General features: G+C 63.3%; 16 protein-coding genes. 4 read left to right on the top strand and 12 right to left on the bottom strand.

The window, feature by feature from the left end:
- Positions 1 to 5 precede the first annotated feature (5 nt).
- The 3 genes from ABIB78_RS34620 to ABIB78_RS34610 all read right to left on the bottom strand — a co-directional run bounded on the left by ABIB78_RS34620 (position 6) and on the right by ABIB78_RS34610 (position 3204).
- Entirely contained in the window at positions 6 to 1025 is a 1020-nt protein-coding gene (locus tag ABIB78_RS34620) for a glycoside hydrolase family 5 protein (protein WP_429033049.1), read from the bottom strand.
- Positions 1025 to 2314, bottom strand: coding sequence for an O-antigen ligase family protein (locus ABIB78_RS34615; protein WP_429033047.1), 1290 nt, complete (start codon positions 2312 to 2314; stop codon positions 1025 to 1027). Before ABIB78_RS34615 ends, ABIB78_RS34620 begins: the two co-directional genes overlap by 1 nt.
- Positions 2315 to 2391: 77 nt before the next feature.
- Complete coding sequence (locus ABIB78_RS34610) at positions 2392 to 3204, bottom strand: WecB/TagA/CpsF family glycosyltransferase (RefSeq protein WP_429033136.1); 813 nt, start codon at positions 3202 to 3204, stop codon at positions 2392 to 2394.
- A gap of 496 nt (positions 3205 to 3700) precedes the next feature.
- Between ABIB78_RS34610 and ABIB78_RS34605 the strand changes: the two genes are divergently transcribed.
- Positions 3701 to 4831 (top strand): GNAT family N-acetyltransferase, encoded by a 1131-nt coding sequence (locus tag ABIB78_RS34605; protein WP_429033044.1) that lies wholly within the window; start codon positions 3701 to 3703, stop codon positions 4829 to 4831.
- A gap of 28 nt (positions 4832 to 4859) precedes the next feature.
- Here the strand turns inward: ABIB78_RS34605 and ABIB78_RS34600 are convergent, their stop codons facing one another.
- The gene (locus ABIB78_RS34600; RefSeq protein WP_429033042.1) at positions 4860 to 6080 is read right to left on the bottom strand and encodes an FAD-dependent oxidoreductase; all 1221 of its coding nucleotides are present in this window, start codon (positions 6078 to 6080) and stop codon (positions 4860 to 4862) included.
- Between the two features lie 524 nt (positions 6081 to 6604).
- Between ABIB78_RS34600 and ABIB78_RS34595 the strand changes: the two genes are divergently transcribed.
- Positions 6605 to 7930: a lipopolysaccharide biosynthesis protein gene (locus ABIB78_RS34595; RefSeq protein ID WP_429033040.1), complete on the top strand. Its 1326-nt coding sequence runs from the start codon at positions 6605 to 6607 to the stop codon at positions 7928 to 7930.
- 77 nt (positions 7931 to 8007) lie between these two features.
- Here ABIB78_RS34595 and ABIB78_RS34590 read toward each other — a convergent pair whose 3' ends face one another.
- Positions 8008 to 10098, bottom strand: coding sequence for a GumC family protein (locus tag ABIB78_RS34590; RefSeq protein ID WP_429033039.1), 2091 nt, complete (start codon positions 10096 to 10098; stop codon positions 8008 to 8010).
- A 288-nt stretch (positions 10099 to 10386) separates the two neighbouring features.
- Between ABIB78_RS34590 and ABIB78_RS34585 the strand changes: the two genes are divergently transcribed.
- Both ABIB78_RS34585 and ABIB78_RS34580 read left to right on the top strand, forming a co-directional pair.
- Entirely contained in the window at positions 10387 to 11577 is a 1191-nt protein-coding gene (locus ABIB78_RS34585) for a glycosyltransferase family 4 protein (protein ID WP_429033037.1), read from the top strand.
- 15 nt (positions 11578 to 11592) lie between these two features.
- Positions 11593 to 13149: a glucosamine inositolphosphorylceramide transferase family protein gene (locus tag ABIB78_RS34580; protein WP_429033036.1), complete on the top strand. Its 1557-nt coding sequence runs from the start codon at positions 11593 to 11595 to the stop codon at positions 13147 to 13149.
- Positions 13150 to 13274: 125 nt separating this feature from the next.
- On the opposite strand, the gene ABIB78_RS34575 is transcribed toward ABIB78_RS34580, so the two are convergent.
- The 7 genes from ABIB78_RS34575 to ABIB78_RS34545 form a co-directional block, all read right to left on the bottom strand.
- Positions 13275 to 14456: an ABC transporter substrate-binding protein gene (locus tag ABIB78_RS34575; protein ID WP_429033033.1), complete on the bottom strand. Its 1182-nt coding sequence runs from the start codon at positions 14454 to 14456 to the stop codon at positions 13275 to 13277.
- 74 nt (positions 14457 to 14530) lie between these two features.
- Complete coding sequence (locus ABIB78_RS34570) at positions 14531 to 15232, bottom strand: SDR family NAD(P)-dependent oxidoreductase (RefSeq protein WP_429033030.1); 702 nt, start codon at positions 15230 to 15232, stop codon at positions 14531 to 14533.
- A gap of 39 nt (positions 15233 to 15271) precedes the next feature.
- The gene (locus tag ABIB78_RS34565; protein WP_429033027.1) at positions 15272 to 16081 is read right to left on the bottom strand and encodes a glutathione S-transferase family protein; all 810 of its coding nucleotides are present in this window, start codon (positions 16079 to 16081) and stop codon (positions 15272 to 15274) included.
- Positions 16082 to 16106: 25 nt separating this feature from the next.
- Positions 16107 to 17267 carry an iron-containing alcohol dehydrogenase gene (locus ABIB78_RS34560; RefSeq protein WP_429033024.1) on the bottom strand — a complete coding sequence of 387 codons (1161 nt, stop codon included), beginning with the start codon at positions 17265 to 17267 and terminating at the stop codon, positions 16107 to 16109.
- Positions 17268 to 17310: 43 nt separating this feature from the next.
- Positions 17311 to 18084 (bottom strand): enoyl-CoA hydratase-related protein, encoded by a 774-nt coding sequence (locus ABIB78_RS34555; RefSeq protein WP_429033022.1) that lies wholly within the window; start codon positions 18082 to 18084, stop codon positions 17311 to 17313.
- Between the two features lie 12 nt (positions 18085 to 18096).
- Complete coding sequence (locus ABIB78_RS34550) at positions 18097 to 19107, bottom strand: NAD(P)H-dependent flavin oxidoreductase (protein ID WP_429033019.1); 1011 nt, start codon at positions 19105 to 19107, stop codon at positions 18097 to 18099.
- A 21-nt stretch (positions 19108 to 19128) separates the two neighbouring features.
- On the bottom strand, positions 19129 to 20316 hold the full coding sequence (locus ABIB78_RS34545; protein WP_429033018.1) for an acetyl-CoA C-acyltransferase: 1188 nt from the start codon (positions 20314 to 20316) through the stop codon (positions 19129 to 19131).
- Between the last annotated feature and the right edge of the window lie 10 nt (positions 20317 to 20326).

Here is a 20326-nt window from a genome sequence, read left to right as displayed (position 1 = left end):
AGGGCTTAGCGAAGCGGAGGAATGATCGCGCGGAGGATATCCGCCTTCCAGCGTTGCCGGGCGCCGTCGAATGCCGCGAAATCGTGGTCGAACTGCCAATAGGCCCACGCCCAGCCATATCGCTCCGCGCTTCGCGCCACGAACGACAGATACTTCGCCCGGCTCTCCGCCGGAGCGCGCTCGTAAACGCCGAACTCGCCAAGGTAGATCGGTCGCTTCTCTTTCTCCGACCAGGACCTGACCTTGTCGAAATCGGCCGAGGCCCTCGCCTCGTCTTCCGCGGAGCCCCAGCTCAACGGCCCAATCCTGGAGAAAATCGCCGACCATGGCGCGCCTTGATGGGTGAATTGCAGCGGCAGGTAATAGTGGAACGTGACAATGAGGTTTCTGTCGTCGGTCGGCAGCGCCAGCTGGTCGACCGGCAGCTCCTCGGTGTTCAGGATGGCGACCACGACATTGCGCTTCGGATTCGTGCTCCTGACGATGGCAAGGCATTCACCGAGCAGCGCGTTCCACTCGGCCGAGGTCATATTCCCGCCGGGCTCGTTCAGGATCTCGAACACCAGCGCCGGGTATTTTCCCGCGTAGCGCGACGCGATCTGACGCCAGAACGCCTTGAGCTTCGCGGTGCATTCCGGCACGTCGCGCTGGCAGATATCGGTGTCGTGCTCATCGAGGATCGGAACGAGTCTGGTCGCCAGGACCTGCTCGATCACGGCATCGAGGCGCCGCAAAACGGCTTCATCCATGTTGCCGGAATCCATATGCCTGAAGCCGAAGAAGTTGATCCGGACGTGCGAGAAGCCGGCCTTGCGGATGACGGCGAGGTTTTCCAGGCGGAAGGGTGCGTTCTGGTGACCATCCCAGATGCCGTCATAGCCAAGAATATTGATGCCGCGCCCCAATGTCGCGACGCCTGGAGATGCCGCCTGCCCGGCCCCACTCACGAGCGAGATCAGCAAAGCAGAAAGCGCCGCCGCGCGCAGCACGCTTAAAGCTCCTCGCAGAGGCAATCGGAACGGCATCATGGCTGCTCCAACTCACGCGGCTGCGCGCGCGACGACGGCAGCGGCCGGCAAATGGCAAGGAAGAAGGCGATCAACAGCACCGACGTGAACATCGTCGAGCGAAGGAAGACCGTCTCGGTAAAATTGGTCTGGCAGTTGAGGAAGACAAACCCGATGATCAGCGCACAATGCAGGCGGTCGATTGCCCGCGCCGCGATCAGGCAGAGCATCTTGTAGGAAAACAGGAAGACGCTTGCCGTGAACAGGAAATAGCCCAGGAATCCGGTCTCGACGAGAATGGCGATATAACCATTGTGGTAATTATCGAGCACCCAGCCGTGGTTCTGGTTGAAATAGTCGTAGATCGCCGGATTGGTCCAGAACCCGTTGATGCCAACTCCGAACAGCGGCGCATCATCGAAATGGCTGATGGCGTACTGCCAGATGAAGGTTCTCTCCGTGAAGTCGATCGTCGTGTCGAAGACATGGATGGAGTCATATCCGGTCGTGTAGAAATACAGGATCAGCAACACGGCCGCGACGCACATGACACATGGCAGGATGGCGTAGACCTGCATGCACCTGACGGACCATAGCGAAGTCAGGACCAGCGCGCAGGCGACCAGCGCCAAGGCGCCGGCGCCGCGCGACTCCGAGAGGATAACGCAGGTCGAGGCCAGCACGACCGTCGCGAGGAACGGAAGCCATCCCTGTCCGGTTATCTTCCGATAACAGGCAAAGAACATGAGATAGGCCCCGGCGAAGCCCAGGGTTTGCTTCGACTCGAAGACGCCCTGCCACTGCCCCATATGCATCCAGGTCTGGTCGACGCCGATGTCCGGGAAGACCACCGCACAGAACGCCGAGCCCGCGATCAGCACGAAGAGACCGCGGGTGGTCGATTTCACGATGTCGTCGATGTCAAGGCGGGTGATCATGCAGAACGCGCCGAGCGTCGTGATCGCGAGCGCCGCGGCCTTCATGAGGGCTGCGACGCTCAGATTGGTCCAGAACACCGAGATCGTGGCGAAGGCGTAGAATGCGACGATCACGAGCGCGTCGAGATTGAAGGCGAGCCGCAGACAAGGACGGATGAACAGGCTGGCGTAGATCAGTACGCCCCACATCAGCAGCGCGACGGCCTGCTGCAGCAGGGTCAGCGATGTCGGAAGCAACGCAGCGTGGAAGGTTCCCATCGACATGATCACATTGATCGTGATCGACCAACTGACGATGGTCCTCGCGAAGTTTTCGACCTCGATACTGGGCGCCTGCCAGATCGAGCCATCGATCGCGCGTCCGTCCATTCGGTTGTACTCCGCTCATCAGATGAGCCTGCTACTCCGGTGGATCGGACCGGAGCGCAAATTGCACTCGGTACGCTTCAGTCTTTGGTTGACGAGGATCGGGTTGGGTTGAACAAGAGATAGAGAGCGTGCGGATTGGTCGTCAGGTAGCGCCAGAACAGCCGGCGCGGCTCGAGCCAAAGCCGCCAGGCCCATTCGAGGCCGACGATCTGCATCCATCGCGGTGCGCGCGGCCGCGAGCCGGACAGAAAGTTGAACAGTCCGCCCGAGGTCTTGATGACGCCGACATTGCCGAGCCGCGGCATGTATTCGTCGACGAAGGCCTGTTCGTAGGGTACGCCAAGCGCAACCCAGAGAAAGTCGGGCGCCAGGGCGTTGATCTCGTCCACCTTGGCCCGCAGCGCGTCGCCGCGCAGATAGCCATGCGAATGGCCGACGATCTTGAGTGCCGGATACGCCCGGCGCACATTGGCGATGGCTGCCTTGTTCTCGGCCTCGTTCGCTCCAAACAAATAGAAGGTCAACCCGAGCTCCTCCGCCTTGCGTGCGACGTCGTGAAACAAATCCGTGGTCGCGACGCGCTCGGGAAGCGGTTTCGACGACCGGAGCCTGGACACCATGACCAGCGGTTGCCCGTCGGCATTGATCAGGTCGGCGGCCCGGAACAGCCGGTCGGTCATCGGCTCGGTCGAGCAGCGCGACAGCACCTCGCCGTTGGCGGAAGTCAGATAGAGCGGGCGATTGACCCGCCGGTTCGGATACACCGCCTCGACCATGAAGTCGGCGGTCTGCTCGCGATCAAGTACGGCGAGCCGCAGCCCACCGATGGTTGCCCGGGGAACGCTGGCAGTCGCGGCCCTGCCGACAGTATTGGTCCGGCGCTCCCGCATGCCGTTCGGCATCGATGATCCGGCTGGCATATGCGCGGAGGAAACCAGTTGCCCAGTGCTCAAACTGTTGCAAATCCGGACAGATGGAGCAGCCAGATCCGAATTGAGACGTCGAAGCCGTTCGCGATCGGCCTGCGCAGGAGAAATTGCGTCGGAAACGCAGGCTTTATGGCTGTTCGTCAACATTTCGGCAGGGCTCCAGTACTTACGAGCGCTTAACTGCAATATCCGGTCCAGACCGCATGCGATGTCGCGCCGCAGTGTTATTGGAGACGGCCTTAACGGATTGTTAACGATGCCGATCGCTCGGTGCAGCGACAGCATCACACTGGATTCCGTCAACCCGGCGACGTTCGAGCAGCAACACTGCGCAAAGGTCGACGCATTACATTAATACAAATAGTATTCTTCCGGTGCCCGAGGTCATCAGCCTTTGCTATAAGGAGATCACGGCGGCTCGACCGGCGCTTTGAAAAACTCGTTTGTTTGGTCTCACATGAATAAGAATGATGACGCGTTCGATGTCTGCATCGACGACGCATTCGACTTCCTGTCTGAAGAATACGTGACATTGTTTGAAGCCTCGGATGCGACCGCCTTCCAGCATCCGCTGTGGCTCGACAGCCTCTATCGCAAGCTCGCTCCCGCCGCGGCAGCGAAGCCGCTGGTCGTCGTCGTCCGTCACCGCGCCAACAAGGCGCTGGCGGCCGTGCTGCCGTTGCTGCGGGTGCGGCGCGGTCCGATGCGCACGATCGAATTCGCAGACCTTCGCGTGTCCGACTACCTGTCACCGGTCTGCGCCGTTAGGACATTCGCCGACCTGCTGCAGGACCGGCAGGCCTGCGACAAGCTTCGCAAACTGGTCCGGCCGTTCGACCTGCTGCGCATTCCCAAGCTGCTCGATGCCAGGATGCCGATCGAGAATTTGCTCGGGGCGCCTCACCGCAGCCTGATGGATACCAATGCCTATGCGACGGTCCTGTCCGCGCCGTTCGAGCAATGGCAGATCAACGCATTGGGCAAGTCCTATGTGAAGGAGCTGGCAAAGAAATGGCGCCAGATCCACAAGAAGGGCACGCTCACCTTCTCATGCTGCAACGACAGCGCTTCCATCGACGAAGCCATGGACGTGATGAGGAAGTTTCGCGGTCCGCGTTTCCAGGCACACGGCGACGGTGACCTGCTGCAGCGTCCGGAATATTTCGATTTCTACTCGAGCGTCGCACTTCGCGGCATCGGCTCCTTTGCCCGGCTCTACGCCATGAAGATGGATGGCGAGGTCATCGCCACCGCCCTTGGGCTGGCTCACCGCGGCAGCCTCCTCGTCGTCATGACGGCGTTCGACATCGAGGGATACAAGAGCCAGTCGATCGGCGCGCTGACCTTCGAACGTGTTGCCAAGGACTGCATCGAGCGCGGCGATCGGGTGCTCGATTTCACTATCGGTGACGAGCCCTACAAGATGCAGTTCGGCGGTCAGCCCACGCCGATGTCGAGCGTGACGCAGGCCGGCAGCGCGGCCGGCTCGCTTGCATTGTTTGCGCTGAAGCAGGCGCCCTGGATCAAGCAGGCCGCCAAGCGGGTGACCGACTTCAGGCCGGTCCGCACCTCGACCGGCACGCGGTAAGACCGCCGGGAAAAGCCTTACCGCCCCTTTACCGAAGCGCGCTACGAACGCGCATGACCCATCCCGGATGAATCCGGTCCACCTGATGCGTGATAATGCGGCGCAGGAAGTGCAGCTTCCGCTGCATGGTCCAGCGGACATCGGTGTTGGAGGTCAAAGCCTGGCGGAAGCGCGCCAGTTGCAGTGAATGCCGGTCGGCGGCGAGCTTGTCGCGATCGGAATAGAACTGCGCAATCTTCTCCGTGCCCATGCTGTCGGTCTCGAGCCAGCCCGGCACATATTCGGTGCAAAGACGCTCGACATCCACCAGCAGGCGGCTCACGCCGGTTCCGGCCGCCGGGCAGTTGGTCTGGTAGGCATCGCCGATCAGCACGACACCCGGCTGCAGATGGCCCTCGGTTACCGACAGGTCCATGACCCAGTTGTGCACCTGGCCGACGATCTGGAAATCGCCAAGGTAGCGCTCCAGACCCGGCATCAGGCGAAGCAGCGTCCGTCTGGTGTCGCGGCGCAGCTCGCGCATGATCGGATCGGTCGGATCGCGGAACATGAACAGGTTCGCGCGCATGCCGCCCGACATTGGAAACAGGCTGAGATAGTCGACGCCGTCTGCCGCCTCCTTGCCGTAGCAGGTCAGCGCGTCGAAGCCGAATGGCGTGTTATCCGGCCGCGCGATCGTGAAGCCGAACGTGACCGAGTGGCGCGCGGCGATCATCTGCCGGCGCATTCCGAGATTGTAGCCAAGCGCGCTCGCCATGCCGGTCGCTAGAACGACCAGGCGCGAGACGACACGTTTTCCGGAAGCCAGCGTCAGTTGCTGACGATCCTCGCTGCAGCTGACATCGGTCACCTGGTCGAGCAAGAAGCGTGACGTATCGGGCGTCAGGCTGCGGGCCATGTTGACGAGGTTGGCATAGGAAACCCCGTAGGACCGGCCGACGCCGATATCGACCAGCTTGCCGTCCCTGATGTTGAGCACCCGGTCATAGGACGAGGCGATGGCCTCAACGTCGTCGATGAAGCCGAGGCGGCGGAAGATATCGATCTGCCGCCCGGCGATCTTTTCGACGCGGAATTCATCCGGCGGGATCGAGCGCTTGTCGATCAGGACCACCCGATACCCGGCCCGGGAGAGAACGGCCCTCGCAAGCGAGCCCGCCAAACCCGCGCCAACAATGGCGACGTCCGCTTCGATAGTGTCAGCCTCGCAGGATGCGATCGGCTGGGTCATACTTTCCTCGGCAATCATCTTTGTCCGCTCCGACGGCTAATTGACCGTAGAACTGCAATTTCCTTGCCTGCCCTGCCTGCCCTGGCAGAACGAACGCGACGCGTTCTATCGTTGAGGTTAACGAGAGCGCCCGGACCGCGATCAGCAGTGTCCCGGCACATGGCTTGCACCAAGAACTGTCATGAAACCGAACTTTTGGAGCCTCCGCAGCAGAATGGCGGGGCAATCGCCTGGCCGTGGAGCCTCGACGGGTGCCCTTGACGCGCAAACCTGCGTCGACCGACGCGACCCAAGCCATTGGACCGAGCTGCCGGAGAGCAATCCAACCTGCGCCGTATGGAGACAGCACGGACGGCGGCGTTCCAGAATGGAGCAGCAGCGCAACATAGCGGCCAAATTCGCAATTGCACGGAACCCGGAGGCTGGCCGAAAGGAACGGAATCTTAGCAAGAGAACGTTAACACTCCTGACCTCACCGATTGCTACGGTCAACAGCCCGACTGGATATTGAGACGTCTCTGGTGATTGCCTCTGTTCTTCAAATGCTACGGCGCGATGTGACGCGCGGCGTTGCCGGGACCATCCTCCTCAAGGTTGGCAGCGGCGGGCTCGCATTCGCGTTGTTCTCGCTGGCCGCGCGGGCGATGACCCCCGACGCGTTTGGGGATTTTGCGACCTTGCTCTCCGTCGCCCAGATCGCCTCGGTCGTGGGCCTGGTCGGCCAGGAGCTGCTGCTGGTTCGATTCCTCAATGAGTACGAGGTGCGCGGTCAGGCCGAGCTCACCAAGGGTGTGCTGCTGTCGAGCCTGAAGAACTCCGCGATCGGGATGCTGATCTCGATCGCCGCGATCGCGGCGGTCGCGACCATTCGCGGCGAGTGGTGGCTGCTGATCCTCTCGGTCTCGGCATTCACCGCCGTCAATGCCGGCCTGATGCTCGGCAGCCAGATCGCACGATCCCTGGTCAGCATCCTGATGGGCGAAGGCAATCGGGAGTTCTTCTGGCGGGTCGCCGTTGTCCTGGTCCTGATCGCAGCGCTATTCGGTCACCGGCAACTCACCCCCGCCGAATTGTTCACCGCGATGAGCGTCGCGATGGCCATCGGGCTGGTCGTGCAGATCGTGTCGATCGTGCGCGTGCTGCCGAACCTGCGCTCGGTCACGGCACGCTTCGAGACCTCACGCTGGAACCGGAGCGCATTCCGGTTCTGGCTCGCCTCCATTCTCGAAGCGGCGAACCAGTATTTCGACGTCATCCTGGTCTACTGGATGCTGGATCCGGCCACCGCGGGCGTCTATTTCGCCGCCTCGCGTCTGGCGAACATCTTCGCCATGCTCTCGGCCGCGCTCTACACGTTCGGCGCGCGCCGGCTTCCCTCGCTGTATTTCAGCAAAAATCATCGCGAGCTCGAACATACGCTGAAGCTGATGGCCGAGGTGACCGCGCTCTGCGTGCTCAGCGGGCTCGTCATTGTCTGGGTAGGCGCTCCCTTCCTGCTCGGCCTGTTTGGGCCGCACTTCGCTGCGCAGCAGTGGGTGTTGATCGTTCTCGCAATCGGAACGGCCTTCCAGGCGGCCGGCGGCCCCTCCGCTGCGGTCCTGCAGCTGACGGGGCATGAGCGCGATTACGTTCCGGTCGTTGCTGCCAACGTGGCGTTGCGGCTGGTGGGGTTTGTCGTGCTGATCCCTTGGCTCGGCGTGCTCGGCGCAGCGATCTCGGCGACGGTTTCACTGGTGCTCGCCACCATCGCGCTCAATGTGCTGTGCCGCCGGCGGACCGGCGTCGACCCGTCAATTCTGGTGCTGTCGCATCTATCGTCCTGGAAGCGCGACGCTTACGCGGTCCGCGTTGCGGATAGCAACGATTAGAGCCTCTGGTCAGACGTTTTCTTCACGGGAACCGGTGCCCGCTTCACTCGAAAACGCATTGCGCAGCCAAACCGACTTCAGCTTGCCAATCCCAGGGCTTCACCCTGAGGACCGCGAACGGCGGCATTGACCGCCACGCGATTGACGACGAGCGCGGTTGGAACCGAACCGAACCTGGATAGATCAGCCCGCGCCTTGCCGATCGCAGCCGAGTTGGCGGCCTCGCGAACCACCAGGATCACCAGATCGGCATGGGCGGCCAGCGCGACTGCGGCCGGCTGCATGGCAAGCGACGATGCGTCGACGATGATCAGGCCGAAATCGGCGCGAATATCGTCCGGCGGATAAGGCGGCGCTTTGCTGCTGCCGCCCAGCAATTCGACCACGGACGGCAAATCGGCCTTGATGATCCCTGCGCCTTGCGGCGGCGCGGCCTCGGTCCGCCTGGCTTCCATCTCGATCAAGACGCTGAGCATCCCGTTCTTCACGGCGGACCGGTTGAGCGACCGTGCGACGGTGCTGCCGCCTGCACCCGCCTCGACCGACAGCAAGAGCGCTACCTTGCCGTGGTCCCCCGGAAGCTGCTCGATGTTCTCGATCAACAGTTGAAGATACGGACTGAGGTCAGGCTCGACTGTTGAGGAAATCGGAGTCTGCCAGACGCTCCTGACGGCATCCGGCGACGCCATGTTGGGAATGCGGGCCAGCACCGGCAATCCCGGCGGCAGCGCAGGTTGCGGCGCGGTCGGCGCGGGTGCCTCGGCACGACGCAGCGGCGAGATGGTCTTGATCGGAAGTTGCTTCAGACCGGGAACGGCGACAATCGCCGTCGATGTCAGCAGCGAGACGATCGCGAGCGCAGCGAGCAACAGAGGAAGCGGCGGAAGCGTCGAACGCACCGGTGGTGTCGCGGGCGACGCGACCTTGGTCTGCGAACTCTGCAGGCCGCGCTGCTCGTCGGTCGTCCTGTAGCGCGACAGGAACTGCTCGTAGATATTCTTGTTGGCATCGGCATCGCGCTGCAGCTCCTGCAGCTTGACCAGTGCCTGGCCGTCGACCAGGATCTGCTGCTCGACCGCCTTGAGTTGATCTTCGAGCGCCTTCTGCTGGTCGCGCTGCGCCTCGTATTCCGACTTCGCGGTGTCGATGTTCTTCTTCCGCTCGATCTCGATCTGCCGGTTGAGGTCGCTCAACTGGCCAAGCGACATCACGAGGTCGGGATGGCGGTCGCCGAGAACCGCGCGCTTCTGCGCGATCTGGTCGTTGAGCGCGGACCGCTGGGCGCGCAGCACACTCAGGAGATCCTGCTTGACCGGCCCATCGACATTCGCCTTCAGGTCGCGTTGCAACTGCTCATAGCGCGCCTTGGCCTCCTCGGTACGGGCGCGCGCGGCGGCAACCTGCTGCGTCAGATCGGTGACGCGCAACTGCTGCGTGGTCGATTCCTTGCCGGCGTTGACGATCCGGTGCTCGAGCTTGAACTTGGCAACGGCATCTTCCGATGACCGCAACCGGTCGTTCAAGGTCTTGAGCCGGCTCTTCAGCCAGTCGGCGGCCTCGTCGGTTGCCACGCTGCGGGTTCCGCGCTGGCTGGCGACGAACGCCTCGGCCACCGCATTGGCGTAATATGCCGCGCGCTGCGGGTCGTTGGACGTGAACTTGATGGCGATAACGTAAGTCAATCCGCGCCGGGAGATGTCGAGCCGGTTACGAAACCGGTCGAGCAGACGCGTGGCGTCTGTCCTGCCGCCTGCGATGTCGCTGTCCTCGGCGACCTTGAGCTGGTCGATCAACGGCCCGAGAAATCCATCGGATTTGGCGATCTCAACGTAGCTCTGCAGTGCTGCTGCATCTTGTCCGATCCCCGGCAAGACGTCCTGTTCGGCGGTCACGCGCTGCTCGCGCGGGTCGAGAACGACGAGCGCCGTCGCCGCGTAGCGCGCCGGAATCAACATCAGCAAGATGATACCGACCGCGAAGATGACTGCGGCGAGCATCAGGATGCGTTGACCGTTCTCGCGGAAAAAGGCCACCACGCCGGGTATGCTAAGCATGCCCTTGGTGGTTTCTGCGGAAGATTGGCTGGTCGGCACGCCGGCAGTTTCCCACGACGCTGCGGGTTCCGTGGCTTCGGAACGTCTCGGGCCTACGCGGCTACCGAACTTCATGGGCTCTGACTCGAATTCAACTGACGGCACTGCTCAGTACCGCTCCAACGTAAATATCTATGGTTAATCCGCGGTTACCCCTTCTTGATGCGGCCGTAACCAATTAGTTAACGAGCCAGCTGTACCCTATGTGTGAGACAATGGCTCTCGATTGCTGGCAATGTCTGATCGCACTAAATGAGCAGTAACCTCACCACGCGCTACTCGGTGCACGAGCGCGTTCTGCATGATAAGTACGTGCCCAAAAATGAGGGAGACCAAACCACTCCTTCGACGGGCGAGGAATCCGTGCTCCATTACACGCCAAGCACAGAATTGCGCGAGGCATCGACCGCGTCGCGCGATCGACCGAACGAGAGCAAGCCAAAGCTGCGTGTTGTCCTGGTGCAGACCCAGGCCGAGAACGCCGGCGCGCAGGAGATATCGCGGCTGCTCGGTGCCGGCCTCACCGCGCGTGGCTATGACGTCACCAACCTGTTCTTCTTCCGCAAATCGGATTCCTTCGACGAGCCGCCCAATACGTTCTATTGCGCGCCGAGCCGTCCGGGAAATCCGGTGGCGCTGTTACGCATGCTGTGGACACTCGCCGGTCATCTCAGGACCGTCAGGCCCGACATTGTCCTGACCTTCCAGCACTTCGGCAATGTGATCGGCGGCGGCGTGTCGCGCCTGGTCAGCCGCGCTCCCGTCATCGCCAACCAGGTGTCTTCGGCGCTGTCGATGAGCATGCCGGTGCGTGCCGCCGACATCATCATGGGCTCTACCGGCTTCTTCCAGTGCATCACGCTGAACTCGCGGGACATGGAGCGGGAATATGCCCGCTATCCCGCGCCCTATCGCTCACGCATGAAGCACGTCCCGCATGGCTTCGACGACAAGTCGCACAGCTTGCCGAAGGACGTTGCGCGGCAGCAGTTCAAGCTGCCGCCAGACCTCACCCTGCTCGGCTGCGCGGCAAGGCTGCACCCGCACAAGCGGCTCGATGCGGCAATTCGCCTGCTGGCTGCCGGCCCATCCTGGCACCTTGCCCTCGCCGGCCAGGGCGCTGACGAGGGGCGGCTGCGAGCCCTGGCGGACGAGCTTGATGTCGCGGACCGGCTGCACTTCATCGGCGAGATTGCACCGCGCCAGATGGCCGATTTCCTGGCGTGCCTCGACGTCTTCGTATTCCCCACGCAGGCCGAAACCTTCGGCCTCGCCGCGGTCGAAGCCGCAAGCGCCGGCATCCCCTGCGTCGTCAACGATCTTCCCGTGCTGCGCGAGGTGCTGTCCTACCAGGGACAGCCTGCGGCGGTGTTCGTTGACGCCGCTGACGAGGCCGAGTTTTCGGCCGCCGTGTCGAAGGTCCTGACAGACCGTTTGTTGAGCGAGCAGCTGCGGCAAAGCGCCGTGGGCCTGAAGTCGCGCTATTCGTTGGATGCCATGATAGAGGAATACGTCCGCATTCTCGGCAATGCCGTGGGAGCGGACGCGCACTAGGAAGTTGGGCTGGACATGATTATCGAGTTTCGCTGCGATCGTCAGCAGGCGCGGCTCTGGATGTGCCGTGAGTCACTGCGCGTCAACGATCAGGATATTTCCGTTCAATTTGCCTGGACCAAAACGCCGGGGCCTCGCCCCACGGGTCTGGAGGCATTGTTCGAGCTCGAACGCATCGTCCTGCGCAAGGGCAAGGCCGGCGGCGCCGACCGGCTGAAGACGATCCCGGAGCGGCCACGCGCAGGCAGCCCCGACGTGGTTGTCGACTTCACCAGTGCCGAGCGGGATCCGAACTGCTCCGCCAGGCTGTATCTCCGCCCACGGTTCAACGGCGGCGCGGGAGAAGGCGCCGCACTGGCGGCCATTCTCGCCGGTGACCTGCCGGTGATTGAAATCGTCAATGAGCGCGACGGCACGGTCATGGACCGCGGCCATCCCTCCGCTGAAATCGCAGCCGGCCTGAGCGGCGGGCTCGAGGCGGTCATGGCACGCACGCTGTCGATGCTGCCGCCGATTCTGTCAGGAGCTCCGCGACTGGTGCCGCAATTGGCTGCCCCGGCGAGCGGCAGCGCGACGCGCAATCCCGCGCCCGTCGTCCTGCGTGGCGTGGCAACTTCAATCGGGAAGGAAATCTATCGTCTCTGCTGCTACGCGCCGCATTGGCATGTCGGTTGGCGCTACGCCGAGAATGCGGATGTCTGGCGCAGCGGTGACTTGTCCGGTCCGGCCTGGAATGTGCTCGGCGATCCCGGCAACCATTTCTATGCCGATCCTTTCCCGGTGAAATGGCAGGGCAGGACCTTCGTGTTCTTCGAGGACCTCGACCACCGGACCGGCAAGGGCATCATCTCCGCGATCGAGTTCGACGGCAGCGGGCCGATCGGCACGGTGATGCCCGTGCTGGAAGAGCCCTGGCATCTATCCTACCCGTTCCTGATCGAGAACAACGGCGAACTCTGGATGATCCCGGAAAGCACCGCGCATCGGGACGTTCCCATCTACAAATGCATCCGCTTTCCGGACAAGTGGGAGCGGCACAGCACGTTGTTGTCCGGGCTCGAACTGGCCGACGTGACGATCACGCGGCACGACGGGCTCCATTACATGTTCGGCGCCTGGCGCGACGGCACCGGCGGGTATTCCGACACGCTGGCGATCTATTACGCCGAGCAGCTATTCGGCCCCTGGCAACCGCATGCGGCCAATCCGATCCTGATGGATCGCGCGACCACGCGGCCGGCCGGAAACTTCGTGACCGTCAATGGAAGGCTATGGCGGCCGGTGCAGGATTGCACCAACGGATACGGCGCGGCGCTCGGCCTTGCGGAAGTGCTCGAACTGTCGCCGACGACGTACCGGCAGGCCGTTCGACACCTGCTCAAGCCTGGGCCGCTGTGGACTGGACGCAAGCTGCACACGCTCAACCGGTGCGGCCAGCTCGAGGTGATCGACGGCTCGCGGGTTCAGCCCAAGACCTCGGCCTTCCTGGCCGGCCTCCGGTCGGGCGACCGATCATCGCAGTGGGACTGGCACAGCGCGCCGGCGAAGCCGATCGCACGACGGCTCCACTAGCGCGTTTTCGAGCGAAGTGGACGCCGGTTCGCGTGAAGAAAACGCGTCAAAACTAGAATCCAGAGCTTCGGTTCTGATTCTATCAGAACCGAAAATGCTCTAGCGCGCCGGCGCTATGTAGCAGCTCAATTCCTGTCGGCACTCAGCACGCCGCCGAACTGCTCCCAAGAGCTTCCGGTCCAGCGCTGCAGCTGAAGCTGCGTATAGGCCATGCTGTTGTCGGGGCCTGTGTTGATCGTGATGCCCGGCATCAAGGTCGGCAGCACGAGCGCTTTGATGTCGCGCGCCTGCTTCACGATGTTCTCGCGCGACAGGTCGTCGCCGCACTGCTTCAGTACCTGCTCCAGGATCTGGCCCTGCTGGGTGCCGAACAGATAGTTGTTGTCGCCGATATCGGCGCCGGGAAGATATTTCTCGAAGTGGCCGCGATACCATTTCATGCCGGGATCGTCGGCCCATTTCCTGTCGTTCGGATCCTTGGTGATGGTCGCCACCACGACCCCCACCGCCTTGTCCGCTCCAGCCGGCACGATGGTCGCAGAGACCGAGCTCGACACGTAATTGACGATGGTGAGCGGCGACCAGCCGATCTCGCTCGCCTTCTTGATCGCTTGCGCGGCGAATTTCGGCGTGCCGGCGATCAGGAACGCCTGCGCGCCTGATGCTTTCAGCGCCACCACGCGGGATTCAATGGTGGGCTCGGTGACTTCATAGGGAGAGGTCACCACCTTGTTCTCGAAGTCGGCCTTCAGCGTTTCCTTGAACGCGGCCACGAAATCGCGGCCGAGATCGTCGTTCTGGTACAGGATCGCGATCTTCGCGTCTGGCGCCGTCTGCGCGATGTACCTCGCGTAGATCTTTCCTTCGGTGTTGTAGCTCGGCAGTCCCGTGGTGGTCAGCGGAAACTCGGCAAAATTCGCAAACTTGGTCGCGCCACTCACGACGAAGAGATGCGGCACCTTCTTCGCGGTCACATATTTGATGGTCGCGCCGATGCCGGGTGTGCCGAGCGGGCTGAACAGGAACGCCACCTCGTCGCTCTCGATCAGCTTCCGGGTCTGCTCCACGGCCTTCGGCGACGTATAGGCATCGTCATAGGTGATGAGGTTGATCTTGCGGCCGTTGATGCCGCCGCGGTCATTGACGGAATGGACATAGGCGATGAGGCCTTTGCCGGTATTGCTGAGCGGGGACGCCGGCCCGCTGAACGGGAATGTCGCGCCGACCTTGATTTCCGATTCCGAGACCCCGGGCGTTTCGGCGCGGACCGTTGCGACCGCAAACGCCGCGAAAACTGCAATCGACATGGCAAACTTCTTCAACATCAAACTCCCCTGCAGCCCTTATGAATTGACCAAATCTTGCGACCGCCGCGCGGCCCTTACCAGGCCTCGCCGAACGGCCTGATCTCGACGTTGAACGACCACGCGCTGCGATCCTGATGAGCGACGTGCCAGACCTCGTCCGCGATCGCCCGCGGCTTGATGAAGAAGTCGTCCGGCCGATCCGGCCAGCGCTTCCGCGTCCACTCCAGATCGATCACCGCATCGATCACGAGATAGGCGACGTGAACGCCTTGCGGCCCCAGATCGCGCGCCATCGCCTCGGCGAGAATCCGCTGTGCCGCCTTGGTCGGTGCAAACCCTGCGAAGCCGGCCTTGCCGCGCAACGCCGACGTATTGCCGGTTGCAACGATAGCGCCCTTGCCCGCGCTGACCATCGCCGGGGCAAACCGCCGTGCCAGATACAACAGCCCCATCGTGTTGACCTGGAAGTTGCGATTGAGAATCTGCGGATCGATCTCGCGGAACGTACCGAACGCACCGCCGACGGCGTTATAAACGACCACGGCCGGATTGCCGAGATCCCGCTCCACGGCTGACGCCACCGCCTCGACCTGCGCGGGATCGGACACATCGCACCGATAGGCCTTTGCGCCTGGCAGCTGCTGCTCGAGCGCGGCGAGACGCTCCTCGTTCCTGGCGAGAAGCGCCACGCGATAGCCGCCCTCGGCGAATCTCCTGGCGAGCGCTGAACCGGTGCCCGGGCCAACGCCGGAGATCAGGCAAACAGGTGCGGTCATGCGATCAACCCTCCGCGTTAAAGCCAACAATCTTCATAGTCAGGCGGCAGCCGCCTTCGACAGCAACTTCTCAACGTACGGCTTAAGATCCAGCCTGAAATGCTGGTGCTCGAGCAGCCGGGCAAAGTGGGCGAACGTCCGCGGATATTCATCCCTTACCCCCGGGTGCAGGATTTTCTCCAGGCCCTGCTTGCGCAATTGCTCGGTCCGCGCGTGCTCGTTCATGAACAACGCGAGCTCGGCGGCAAAGCAAATGTCGGCAATCGAGAGACCGTTCCCGACCAGCGTGTCGCGCTCCGGGGACAATGCCTGCTCGATTCCGGAGGCATAGATCGCGAACGCGTCTTTGGCCCGCGCGTGGATGGCCGCGTCGACCGTGCCGCCCGACAGTGCCAGCAGATAGATCTGCGAGTCCCGTGCAAACACCAGGCTGACATCGAGAAAACTGTCGATCCTCGACGCCTCATAGGCATCACGCCCGTAGAGCGGGAACCTGCTCTCACCGAGCCGCGCCACTGCGCGCATGATGCTGTTCGATTCAAAGATTCCGACCTTGCCGTCGGCGCCGAACGCGGCCGGCACGTTGCCGAACGGCTGCGCCTCCATGAACGCGTCGGTCTTGAAGAGCTGCGCGCCGCTCAATCCGACCCGCCCGGTTCGCGCCAACGATGACAGCGAGGCACGCTCCTGCTCCGCCAGCGGACGGGCATCGTAATCCCACAGCCAGTCGCGCAGTTCCTTGCCGGACGCGCCCCTGACCTCGACGTCGACGCCGCAGAACCGGGCCGCGATGATCGCTTTCCAGACGCGTGGGTTCGGCAGATAGGAGAAGATGCGCAAGGCGGACATGGTCGCTGCTCCAGGTGCTGTTGCCTCAGGCGGCCAGCTTCAGGATCTTGACGACGTCACCGGGCTCGCGGATCGGCTGCGGGTTGGCCCGGGTGAAGATCGACAGCATGGCGTTCCTGCCGATCAGTTCGAAACGGTCTTCGCCGACCCCGACATCGGCCAGCCGCCGCGGCAGGCCGAGCTCCGCGATGAAGCCGGCGAACACCTCGCTGGCGTCGCGTCCTGGCGCACCGAGCGCGGCGGCAATCGACCTCTGGGCGGCTTCCGTCGCGGGGCGATTGTAGCGCAGCACGCTCGGCATCATCACCGCCGTACAGAAGTAATGCGGGACGTCGCAGGTGCCGCCAAGCACATGGCCGATGGCGTGGCTGGCGCCCATCGGCACCCGCGACTGCAATCCGAAAGCCGACAGCCACGAGCCCAATTGGCAATTCAGCCGCGCCGCCTCGTCGTCCGGATTGGCCTTGGTGCGCAGCAGGCCGTCGTGCAGATAGCGCAGCCCCTGCTGGCACACCGCATCGACCAGCACGTTGGGCCGGCTGGAGCAGATCGCCTCGATGCCGTGATCCATCGCGCGCGTGCCGGAACCGAGCCAAAGCTTCTCCGGCGTATATTTCGTGATCGCGGGATCGAGGATGATGCTGCGCGGCATCATCATCGGGTGGTTGAAGATCTGCTTCAGCTTGCGGCTGGTGTCGGTGACCAGCGCGCCGGAATTGTACTCGCCGCCCGACAGCGTGCTGGGGATCGCGATCATGCGGACCTTCGGCGTGCGGAACGGTCCGAACCGGCGGTCGGGTGTCGTCTCGAAGCCGTCGAGCCCCGCCGGCTCGAAGATCTCATGCTCGATGCACATCAGAACGATCTTCGCCGCATCGACCACTGAGCCGCCGCCGATGGCAACCACCAGGTCCGCCTTGGCCTCCCTGGCTTGCCGCGCGATCTCCGTCACCACGTCCCGCGTCGTATGCTGCGGCACGCCATCGAAGGTCGCCGCATGGCGATCGCCGAGCCCATTGCGGATTTTCTCGATCTCGTCGGTCGTGGTGTTCAGCGTCCGGCTGGCGATCAGATAGACACGCCTGGCGTCTAGCCGCTCGGCCTCCTCGCGCAGCGCCTCGGCCGCCGGCTTGCCGTAGATCACGGATTCCATGCTGGGATATTGATGGCTACCGACGACCCGCATGCTGTTCACTCCCTCGATGTGTCCGTGAATTCCGCCGGCGGCGTCAAGCCGACAGCTTGGTGAAATCAGGCTGGCGCCGTTCGGCAAACGCCGCAAAGGCCTCGCGCGCCTCGGGCGTCGTCAGCCGCTCCCTGAACAACACGCCTTCCTCGGCGATCTGCGCCGCGATCCGCTGCTGCTCGCGCATCAGCTTCTTGGTCATGCTGAGCGAACCCGCCGGCCGCTTGGTCAACGCTGTCGCTGCGTCGTGTGCCCGCTTGCGGAGATCGGCCTGCGGCACCACGGCATTGGCGAGGCCCGACGCCAGCGCGCCCTGCGCATCCATCGGCTCGCCGAGTGCGAACATCGCATAGGCGCGCGCATGCCCGATCCTTAAGGGGAGCAGCCAGCTCGACGCCGCCTCCGGCACCAAAGCCAGATTGACGAAGGGCGTGATCAGCCGGGCGTTCTCGGCCAGATAAACCAGGTCGCAATGCAGCAGCATGGTGGTGCCGACGCCGACCGCATTGCCCTGCACAGCCGCGACCAGCGGCTTGCCGACCTTGCTGATGGTCTCGATGAAGCGATGCGCGGGGCTATCGACCGCGCTCTCGCCGCGCGCCTGGCTCGCGAAGTCGGCCAGGTCGTTGCCCGCGGTAAAACTGTCGCCATCGCCCTGGAACAGGATGACACGGACGGATGGATCCGCCTCGGCCTGTTTCAGCGCGTTCGACATAGCGTCATACATGGCGCCGGTCAGGGCGTTCTTCTTCTCGGGCCGTTGCAAGGTCAGCGTCATGACGTCGGCGGCGGTTTCGACTTTGACATGCTCGGTCATGGCACTCTCCCGTCAGGCGACCGCACGGGCCGCTGTGGTTTCAAACTTGCCGTCGAGGAAGCCGGTCAACCGCTGCCGGATAATCTGCTCGGCCTCGGTCATGATGCGGTCGATCAGCTCCTTGACTGTCGGAATGTCGTTGATCAGGCCGACCACCATGCCGCAGCTCCAGGCGCCGGCATCCATCTCGCCGTCGATCATCACCTTCGGGTAGACGCCGGCGACCTGCTCGTGGATGTCCTCGATCTTCAGCCTGGCGCCCTTCTCGCGCTCGATCCCGAGCAGCTCATCGACGCCCTTGTTCTTCAGTACGCGCTCGGTGTTGCGCAGCGCCCGCATCACCAGACGCGTGTCGAGCTCGTCGGCATCGAGCAGCGCCTGCTTCACATTGGCATGGACCGGCGCTTCTTGGGTGGCGATGAAACGCGTACCCATGTTCATGCCGGCCGCGCCCATCGACAGCGCGGCGACGAGGCTGCGCGCATCCGCCATGCCGCCCGACGCCACGAACGGGATCGTCAGCTCGTCCGCCGCGCGCGGCAACAGGATCATGTTCGGGATGTCATCCTCGCCTGGATGGCCACCGCACTCGAAGCCGTCGACGCTGACCGCGTCGCAACCGATCTTCTCGGCCTTCAGCGAATGGCGCACCGAGGTGCATTTGTGGATCACCTTGATGCCTGCTCCCTTCAGCGCCGGCATATACTGTTCCGGGCTGCGGCCGGCGGTCTCCACCGCCTTGACGCCGCCCTCGCGGATCGCCGCGATGTATTCTGGATAAGGCGGCGCGGTGAAGCTCGGCAGGAAGGTGAGGTTCACGCCGATCGGCTTGTCGGTCATGTCGCGGCAGCGCGCGATCTCCTTCGCCAGCAGTTCCGGCGTCCTCTGGGTCAGGCCGGTGATGATGCCGAGGCCGCCGGCGTTGGACACCGCAGCCGCCATCTCGGCGAAGCCGACATAATGCATGCCGCCCTGGATGATCGGATGCCGAATGCCGAACAGTTCAGTGATTGCTGTCTTCACAAGTCTCTCCCGCGTTTCCGATCAGTGAATGATTTCAAACAGGCCCGCCGCGCCCATGCCGCCGCCGATGCACATGGTCACCACGCCGTACTTCGCCTTGCGTCGCCGCCCTTCGATCAGGAGGTGGCCGGTAAGGCGCGCCCCGGTCATGCCATAGGGATGACCGATCGCAATCGAGCCGCCATTGACGTTCAGTCTGTCCGGATCGATGCCGAGCTTGTCGCGGCAATAAATCACCTGCACCGCGTAGGCCTCGTTGAGCTCCCAGAGATCGATGTCGTCGATCTTCAGATTATGTCGCTTCAACAGCCGCGGGATCGCGGCGACCGGGCCAACGCCCATCTCGTCGGGCTCGACCCCGGCGGCGACGAAGCCGCGGAAGATGCCGAGCGGCTTCAACCCCTTCTGCGCGGCGATCCGATCGCTCATGATCACGCAGGCCGATGCGCCGTCGGAGAGCTGGCTGGCATTGCCGGCGCTGATGGTCTTGCCCTCGAACACCGGCTTGATCTTGGCAAGTCCGTCCGCCGTGGTATCCGGCCGCGGGCCTTCATCCCTGGCCAGAGTCACCTGCTGGAAGCTGACCTCCTTGGTGTCCTTGTTGACCACGGCCATCTTGGTCGTGATCGGTACGATCTCGTCGTTGAAGCGGCCGCCCTGCAACGCCGCGCCGACGCGGCGCTGGCATTCCAGGCTGTACTCATCCTGCTTGTCGCGGCCGATCCCGTAGCGCTCGGCGACGACTTCCGCCGTCTCCAGCATCGACATGTACATCTCGGGCTTCATCGCCATCAGCTCGTCGTCGACAGCGTGGAACCTATTCATGTGCTCATTCTGGACTAGGCTGATCGACTCGATGCCGCCGCCGATCGCGATCTCGACGCCGTCTGATATCACCGACCGCGCCGCGACCGCGATGGCTTGAAGCCCGGAGGCGCATTGCCGGTCGATAGTGGTGCCGGCAACGGTAACGGGGAGTCCGGCGCGGATCGCGCCCTTGCGTGCGACATTCATCACCATGGTGCCCTGCTGCATGGCGCAGCCCATCACCACGTCCTCGACCTCGCCGGGCGCGATGCCGGCGCGCTTCACGGCTTCGGCCATCACGTGGCCGGCCAGGGTCGGCCCGTCGGTGTTGTTGAGCGCGCCGCGATAGGCCTTGCCGACCCCGGTGCGCGCGGTGGAAACGATGACTGCATCCTGTGACATGCTTGCCTCT

This window comes from Bradyrhizobium sp. I1.14.4 (genome assembly GCF_050435825.1).
Taxonomy (GTDB): Bacteria; Pseudomonadota; Alphaproteobacteria; order Rhizobiales; family Xanthobacteraceae; genus Bradyrhizobium.
Note: the sequence above shows the minus strand (reverse complement) of the source record. Positions and strands in the feature narration are given on the sequence as shown.

Excerpts from the sequence above, each read along its gene's own strand:
- ABIB78_RS34555 (WP_429033022.1), bottom strand. The coding sequence starts at position 18,084 with ATGACCGAGCATGTCAAAGTCGAAACCGCCGCCGACGTCATGACGCTG.
- ABIB78_RS34615 (WP_429033047.1), bottom strand. The coding sequence starts at position 2,314 with ATGGACGGACGCGCGATCGATGGCTCGATCTGGCAGGCGCCCAGTATC.
- ABIB78_RS34575 (WP_429033033.1), bottom strand. The coding sequence starts at position 14,456 with ATGTCGATTGCAGTTTTCGCGGCGTTTGCGGTCGCAACGGTCCGCGCC.
- ABIB78_RS34580 (WP_429033036.1), top strand. The coding sequence starts at position 11,593 with ATGATTATCGAGTTTCGCTGCGATCGTCAGCAGGCGCGGCTCTGGATG.
- ABIB78_RS34590 (WP_429033039.1), bottom strand. The coding sequence starts at position 10,098 with ATGAAGTTCGGTAGCCGCGTAGGCCCGAGACGTTCCGAAGCCACGGAA.
- ABIB78_RS34565 (WP_429033027.1), bottom strand. The coding sequence starts at position 16,081 with ATGTCCGCCTTGCGCATCTTCTCCTATCTGCCGAACCCACGCGTCTGG.
- ABIB78_RS34610 (WP_429033136.1), bottom strand. The coding sequence starts at position 3,204 with ATGCGGGAGCGCCGGACCAATACTGTCGGCAGGGCCGCGACTGCCAGC.
- ABIB78_RS34570 (WP_429033030.1), bottom strand. The coding sequence starts at position 15,232 with ATGACCGCACCTGTTTGCCTGATCTCCGGCGTTGGCCCGGGCACCGGT.
- ABIB78_RS34605 (WP_429033044.1), top strand. The coding sequence starts at position 3,701 with ATGAATAAGAATGATGACGCGTTCGATGTCTGCATCGACGACGCATTC.
- ABIB78_RS34595 (WP_429033040.1), top strand. The coding sequence starts at position 6,605 with ATGCTACGGCGCGATGTGACGCGCGGCGTTGCCGGGACCATCCTCCTC.
- ABIB78_RS34545 (WP_429033018.1), bottom strand. The coding sequence starts at position 20,316 with ATGTCACAGGATGCAGTCATCGTTTCCACCGCGCGCACCGGGGTCGGC.
- ABIB78_RS34560 (WP_429033024.1), bottom strand. The coding sequence starts at position 17,267 with ATGCGGGTCGTCGGTAGCCATCAATATCCCAGCATGGAATCCGTGATC.
- ABIB78_RS34620 (WP_429033049.1), bottom strand. The coding sequence starts at position 1,025 with ATGCCGTTCCGATTGCCTCTGCGAGGAGCTTTAAGCGTGCTGCGCGCG.
- ABIB78_RS34600 (WP_429033042.1), bottom strand. The coding sequence starts at position 6,080 with ATGATTGCCGAGGAAAGTATGACCCAGCCGATCGCATCCTGCGAGGCT.